Raw genomic sequence first — 6,913 nt, 5'->3', positions numbered from 1 at the left:
GCAGATCGCGACCAGGATCGGCGCCTCGCCCGACGAGGCCGCGGATGGCATCATCCGCATCGCGGTCGCCAACATGGCGCGCGCGATCCGCTCAATCTCCATAGAGCGTGGCTGCGATGTCAAAGAATTCGCTTTGGTCGCCTTTGGCGGCGCGGGTCCGCTACACGCGGCATTTGTCGCGGAGGAGGTAGGCATTCCCGCGGTCCTGGTGCCCGAGGCTCCAGGCACGATGTGCGCCCGGGGCGTGCTGCTTTCCAACATATCCCGAAGCTTTGTCAGATCCCATGTCGCACCGCTGGACGACGCCAGCTGGCGCGATATCCTCGAACAGACGCGCGCCATGACCGCGGAAGCCGAGGCCTGGCTGATCGGCGAAGGTGTCGAGAGACCTTTGCGCGCCTATGTCCGCGTGATTGAGGCCCGCTATGTCGGCCAGAATTTCGAGGTCCGCGTCGAAGGCGACATCATGAACCGCGCGGCCTTCATAGGCGCCTTTTACCAGGTCAACGAAGAAGTCTACGGCTATCATGTCGAGGATCGCGAGATCGAGATCGTCAATGTACGGATCGAGGCGATTGGCCAAACCGCGGCTTCGCTGGAACAGCCGCCGCCACGCCCGGGGAGCTGTGAGGAAGCACGGATTGGCACCCGCAACGTGCATATGGGCGCCGAGGCAGGCGGCTGGGCGGAGGCCAGCGTCTACGACCGCGAGAAGCTGCCTTCCGGTGCCACCATCGCGGGCCCCGCCGTGGTCGAGGAACTCACCGCGACGACCGTGCTGCCGAAAGGCTGGACCGCCAGCATCGATGCCTGGCGCAACATCATCCTTACGCGAAAGGCTTCTGAAGCATGAGCCACATAAACGCCATCGATATGGAAGTCTTCAACAACCGGCTGCTGTCGATCACCGATGAGGTGATGAACACGCTGATCCGGTCGTCCTTCTCCACCAACATCAAAGAACGCAAGGACGCATCGGTTGCGATCTTCGACCGGGAAGGGCGCCTGATCTGCCAGGCGCTCTACATTCCCATGCTACTTTCAGGCGTTATGGGAGGTGTCGAGACACTGCTCAAGAGCCGCAAGCTCGACAGCTTTCGCGATGGCGACGTGTTTATCTGCAACGATGTCTATCTCGCCGGCGGCTCGCACAGCAACGACATCTCTATCATCACGCCGGTGTTCATCGACGGCAGCGTCGAGTTCTTCATCGGCAATATCGGCCACCATTCGGACGTCGGAGGGGTCATCCCGGGCTCTACCGACCATATCCTGACCAGCGTCTTCGCGGAGGGCATCCGCATTCCGCATATGCGCATCCTTCGTGAAGGCGTGCTCGACGAGGATCTGCTCTCGATGATCGCGCACAATACGCGCGACCCGATGGAGCGGATCCTTGATCTCAAAGTGCAGATCGCAGCCAACGGGCAGGGGGCCCGCAGCCTTGTAAGGCTGGCGCGGGACCATGGCCTGGCCAGGGTCCAGAAGAGCATGGCGGATCTCCTGAGCTACACCGAACGCCGCATGCGTCAACGCCTACGCGAGCTGCCAGACGGTGAATATGCCTCCGAAGTCTATACGGACGACGAGGGGGTGCCAGGCCCGCCCAAACGCATCTGCCTGACCGTGCGTATCGAGAGCGGCGATGTGACCTTGGATTTCGCCGGCACCGATCCGCAAGCAAGGGGCTCCATCAACATGGGTCCTTATCCGCTGCTGGCAGCCGTGTTCTGCGGCATCAACATGATGGTCGATCCGAGTATCCCGGCAAATTTCGGCATGTTCCAGCCGGTCCGGATCGAGGCGCCAGCCGGTACCATCGTCAATCCGCACTTTCCCGCCGCGGTCGGCAACAGGGAATACACCGCGCAGCGCGTGGTGCGGGCAATCACACTTGCCTTTGCCCAGGCGCTGCCGCGCGACCGGGCCGTCGCGCCGTCGGCCGACATCAACACAGGTATGGCCTTCTATGGCAAGCGGCGCTCCGGCGAGCCCTTTGTCTATGTCGAGGCGGTTGCCGGCGGCGTCGGCGCCACCCTCTACAAGGACGGCATGCACGGCACCCAAGTCGGCATCACCAACACATCCAACACGCCGGCCGAACCGCTCGAGATCGAGTTTCCCCTGATCGTGCGCGAGTATGGGCTGGCCATCGACACGGCCGGCCCTGGCCGTACGCAAGGAGGCGCCGCCATCATTCGCGACATCGGCTCGCTGGTCGACGGCGTGTCGGTCTCGATCAAGGCCGATGGCAAGAAAAGCCCGGCTCCCGGCATCTTCGGTGGCGGCGAGGGCGGCCGCGCGTCCCTCGAATATCATCGCGCCGAAGGCCCCGTCGAAGCAATCGAGATGTTCGTCGTCGACCGGATCATGGCCAAGGGCGATGCCGTTCGCCTGATCTCGCCGGGCGGTGCGGGATTCGGGCCGCCGGACGAACGGCAACCGGCCGAGGTGGCGCGCAGTCTGCGCGACGGCTTCATATCTCCCGAATATGCCGGCCGGAACTACCCCCGAGCCATGCCTCGAGACGACTAATGAACCAGCGGTTCGACACGGTCGTCATCGGCGGCGGCATCGTCGGTACGACCGCCGCCTATTATCTGGCAAAATCCGGCAAGAGGGTCGCGCTGGTCGAAAAAGGTCGCATCAACGGGGAGCAGTCGAGCCGGAACTGGGGCGCCATTCGCACGCAAGGGCGCGACCCAAGCGAAATCCCGATGATGCTCGACTGTCTCGAGATATGGCGCGGCATCGAGGCCGAGCTCGGCGAAAGCCTCGACTGGCGCCAGCATGGGCAGATGCGGGTCATCTATGATGAAGGCATGCGTGAACGCTCCGAGGGCTTCATGCCTGTCGCGCGGGAGTTCGGTCTCACGACAGAGCTCCTGACGCCGTCGCAGGTGGCCGAGCTTCTGCCGCACTACAACCCCAGGGATTGCCAGGGCGCTCTATTCACAGCGACGGACGGGAATGCCGAGCCGGAAAAAGCTGCGCCAGCCTTTGCGCGAGGTGCTGCACGCCATGGCGCGGTGATCATGGACAATACTGCGGCGTTGTCGATCGATCTTTGGAACGGTGCCGTCTGCGGCGTGGAAACCGAGCAGGGCAGGCTTGCCTGTGAAACGATCGTTGTTGCATCGGGGGTCTGGACCAGCCGATTGCTGGCCCCGCTCGGCATCCGACACCCCAGCCTTTGGGTCCGTGGCTCTGTCGGACGGACCGGCGTCCTGCCGATCGGGATGCGCAAGCTCGTCGTCTGGGGCAAATGCGCCTACCGCCAGCGTCCGGACGGCCGGGTCAATATCGCCGTCGCCGAAGACGGTTTCCATGACCTGATGCTGGACAGCATCTTTCACGGCCTAAAGTTTCTACCGCTGGCCAAGCGCAACTGGCGCAACCTGCGCTTCAGTCTGGGAAAAGCGACGATGCGCAGCCTCATGGGTGACTTCGCCGATTTCACGACCCACCGCACACTCGATCCCAAACCCGACTGGAAGGGGCTGCGTCGCGCCGCCGAGCGCTTCCGCGAGGAATACCCGGTGGTCGGCGCGGTGCAATACGAACGCGCCTGGGCAGGATATATCGACTATATGCCGGACGAGCTACCTGTCATCGAGGCGCTGCCCAAACCGGACGGTCTGTTCGTCGCCGCGGGGCTCAGCGGTCACGGCTTCGGCATCGGGCCGATTGTCGGCCGGACGCTTGCCGACCTGATCGTCAAAGGTCGCACCGAATACAATCTTGCGCCCTTCTCCTCCGCGCGCTTCAATCCCGGCTGACATGTCGCGGCGGCCTGAACCCTCTTCCAAACCCGTGCTGATCGACGTGATCCTCGCCGATGGCTTTTCGATGCTTACGACGACTCTGATCCTCGAGGCGCTGCGCTTCGTGAACCTGGCACATCGGCGCAAGGCCTTCGACTGGACGATCAGAGGCGTGCAATCGCAATCACCCCGCGCCAGCAACGGGTTCACCTTCGCAGCGCAGCGCAGCTTTGACAGCGATGCCGAGCCCGGCGAACTGGTGTTTCTCAATGCCTCCTACTTTCCGGACGCTGCCGCTTCCCCGGAACTGCTTGCGTGGCTGCGGAACGCGGCGCGCCATGGCGCCTGGATTGCGGCTGTCGACACGGCGCCCCTTCTCCTGGCGCAGGCAGGGTTGCTTTATCGCAAGAAGGCGACCGTTCACTGGGAAGAACTGGGAAGCGCGCAGGAGCGCTTTCCCGATGTCGATTTCTGCAGCACCGGCGTCGAGCATAGCGGCCGCCTCTTCACCTGCAGCGGCGGCATGGCGGTGCTCGACTTGATGCTGCGGCTCGTCGCCCAGCATCAGGGCGAGGACATCGCGCGCTATGTGCGGGAGTGCTTCTTTCTCAAGGACGCCGAAACAAACCTGTTCGTGCGCGACCGCAAGCTTTCCCTCGCGCTTTCCGTGATGCGGCAGTTCATCGACGCTCCGCTCGCGCTCGAGGAGGTGGCAGCCCGCTGCAACATGTCGCCACGCCAGATGCAACGCCGCTTCGTTGCCGAATTCGGGGTGCCTCCGAGCAGTTTCTACACAGCGCTGCGGCTTCAGAAAGCCCAGTCGCTTCTGGTCGGCACGCGGTCTCCGACCGCTGCGATCGCCTTTGCCTGCGGCTACGCCTCGCCATCGCATTTTACGCACGCCTATCGCTCGTTCTTTGGAATATCCCCGCATGAGGAACGCGCCCGCATCGCCGCCGGTAAGGCGCGATCTCAGAACCGCCTGGCGATGTTTTTCCAACCGAGCTCCAGCCTGCTGGTCGATGTTCTCGGCCCCGGCCTTACGCCCTGATCCCCATTTGTCGAAAGCCCGTGAGCAAATCATGCAACAGCCGATCCGCGTCATCCGCCTGCACGAAAATGGCGACCCCAAAGACGGCATGAGCCCTTGGGAGCCAATCGCCCATGACAAGGTCCTGGAAGGAACCCCAAGGCAGCGTCGCCATCGCTTTTTCGTATCCGACCGTCTGAGGGCGGGCCAGGTTCGCGTCGGCATATGGCAGGCGACTGCCTATACCGAAAGGCTGGAAAACTACCCAAAGGATGAGTTCATGTACGTCATCGAGGGCTCCGTTACGATTATCGAGCCGGATGGGCGCACGGAAACCTTCACCAAGGGCGACAGCTTCTTCATGCCCTGCGGCTTCGCAGGCCTGTGGCAACAGGATGAGCCGATGAAAAAATACTTCATGGTTTTTGATGCTTACGACAGCGACGACTAACAGGATAACGCATTCCCCAGCCCGGCGCTGGTTCTTGTGGGGACCTGGTCCTGCGGGTTATTTCGTAGGCGTAAACGCGGTATCGTCACGCCGCGACGGTTGCCCAGGCCAGCTCATGCAAACTGCGGTAGGACTCATGCCGTGAACGAGCGCGGCCCCTGAAACGTTTGCACACCTTGCATAAGGGTGGCTTGGCCACTCTACCGCGTCGTTCCTAGCACTTGGCCGTTAAGGCGTTGCCGATTCAGCAAAGCCTGACGATCGTGTTGCGGCGTGCCAATTGACTGTTGCTTTTTTCGCTTCTGCCGGACCCTTAAAGGGCGGCAAAGACAGGGCTTCGGAGGCGCTCGGCTCAACCAGAAAAAGCAACGCGGACTAAACCCCATCTAAGTTCCATAAGATAGATTATGCAACTTTAGGTTGATTTGATTAACACATACAGCTATCATAGCGAGCGACCCTGGGGCGAGCCCCCGCCTCTCAAGAGACGCCTAAATTGCAAAATTGACGGCATCCATTATATCTTCCCGTGTAGGGGAATAATTAGGAGAATGCGATGCTCGCGCAAAGCAAACTGCTCAGAACGACGGAAGCTGCCGTCGTCGCCGGCGTCGACGTGCAAAACGTCAACAAGCTCATTGACGATGATATCCTCCCGAAGGAGCTGTTCGATCAAAGCGACGGGCGCCGCGTGCTGCCTGGCGGCTGCGTTGCCATCAACTTTTATATTCATACTGCGGGCATACTGGACGCGATGGAGCGACGGCGCGCCATCAGGTTGCTCAGTCCGCGGCTACGCCAGCTGGTGTGGTCCAACCTGGCCGGCGATCTCGAACAGGATTGGACGGTCCATAATCAGTTTGTCACGATCGACTTCAAAAGCGTCTTTGCCGAAACGTGGAATCGCCTTCACAGGCTGGCGGCCGCGCACGATACCGTCGCTTCCGATCCGCATATCCTTGGCGGAACCCCAGTCCTCAAGGGCACGCGAGTTCCCGTCTACGCTGTGGCCGCTCAGGTTGCCGCGGGCGTACCGTTGGAGCGTATCCGAGAGGACTATCCCAGTCTCGACGACGAGAAGATCGAGTTGGCGGCAATTTATGCCAAGGCCAATCCGCCTCGCGGTCGGCCGTCGCCTTCTCGGGTCAAGCTGCCTCAGGGCGCCAAACTCAATGCGCATCGAAGCTTTCGTGGCGGCAAAGCTCCGTGAAGCTGCTGATTGACGAATGTCTCAGTCCCCAGCTCGCGTTACGTGCCCAGCAGGCTGGTCATGGGGAGTCATCCCATGTCGTGCGGTTGGGCAAGACGGGCTAGAAGGGCTAGAAGGGCTATAAGGGCTATAAGGGCTTGGCTATAAGGACTGGGAACTCAAAGCGTTCATCCTTCAGGAGGATTGGACCTTCGTGACCGTCAATTCGGTAGACTTTCGGGGCCCCAGGTGAACCCGGGGTCCGGAAGGTCAATACGCCGACATCGATCTCCACGCCGGATTGATCTGCTTCAATGGGCCGGACTTCATGGATCGAGCCATGCAGATCGCCATGTTGGATGCGGCGCTGGAGATGATTGAGGATCAGGGCGGCGACCTGGTCAACAAGGTGGTTGAAGTCACGTTGGCTGATGACGGCGGAATTGAAATAGAATTTTATGCGCTGCCGTCGGACTGTC

Annotated in this window: 6 protein-coding genes; all 6 read left to right on the top strand. The window is 61.5% G+C overall.

Annotated elements, in window-relative coordinates:
• Positions 1 to 853: hydantoinase/oxoprolinase family protein (locus EOA29_RS20180; RefSeq protein ID WP_281061097.1), on the top strand; the 853-nt coding region annotated here is incomplete at its 5' end.
• Positions 850 to 2,535, top strand: coding sequence for a hydantoinase B/oxoprolinase family protein (locus tag EOA29_RS20175; RefSeq protein WP_127221348.1), 1,686 nt, complete (start codon positions 850 to 852; stop codon positions 2,533 to 2,535). The genes EOA29_RS20180 and EOA29_RS20175, both read left to right, overlap by 4 nt.
• Positions 2,535 to 3,779, top strand: coding sequence for an FAD-binding oxidoreductase (locus EOA29_RS20170; RefSeq protein ID WP_127221347.1), 1,245 nt, complete (start codon positions 2,535 to 2,537; stop codon positions 3,777 to 3,779). The genes EOA29_RS20175 and EOA29_RS20170 overlap by 1 nt, the downstream gene beginning before the upstream one ends.
• A gap of 46 nt (positions 3,780 to 3,825) precedes the next feature.
• Positions 3,826 to 4,815, top strand: a complete 990-nt coding sequence (locus EOA29_RS20165; RefSeq protein WP_189478940.1) for a helix-turn-helix domain-containing protein — start codon at positions 3,826 to 3,828, stop codon at positions 4,813 to 4,815.
• Between the two features lie 31 nt (positions 4,816 to 4,846).
• Positions 4,847 to 5,245 (top strand): cupin domain-containing protein, encoded by a 399-nt coding sequence (locus tag EOA29_RS20160; protein WP_189478939.1) that lies wholly within the window; start codon positions 4,847 to 4,849, stop codon positions 5,243 to 5,245.
• A gap of 556 nt (positions 5,246 to 5,801) precedes the next feature.
• Positions 5,802 to 6,455, top strand: a complete 654-nt coding sequence (locus EOA29_RS20155; RefSeq protein ID WP_127221344.1) for a DUF433 domain-containing protein — start codon at positions 5,802 to 5,804, stop codon at positions 6,453 to 6,455.
• Positions 6,456 to 6,913 lie beyond the last annotated feature (458 nt).

Origin of the sequence: Mesorhizobium sp. M1E.F.Ca.ET.063.01.1.1, from assembly GCF_003998155.1 — a bacterium.
Classification (GTDB): domain Bacteria; phylum Pseudomonadota; class Alphaproteobacteria; order Rhizobiales; family Rhizobiaceae; genus Mesorhizobium.
Note: the sequence above shows the minus strand (reverse complement) of the source record. Positions and strands in the feature narration are given on the sequence as shown.

Coding starts and splice junctions, on each gene's coding strand:
- EOA29_RS20170 (WP_127221347.1), top strand. CDS start 2,535: ATGAACCAGCGGTTCGACACGGTCGTCATCGGCGGCGGCATCGTCGGT.
- EOA29_RS20155 (WP_127221344.1), top strand. CDS start 5,802: ATGCTCGCGCAAAGCAAACTGCTCAGAACGACGGAAGCTGCCGTCGTC.
- EOA29_RS20175 (WP_127221348.1), top strand. CDS start 850: ATGAGCCACATAAACGCCATCGATATGGAAGTCTTCAACAACCGGCTG.
- EOA29_RS20160 (WP_189478939.1), top strand. CDS start 4,847: ATGCAACAGCCGATCCGCGTCATCCGCCTGCACGAAAATGGCGACCCC.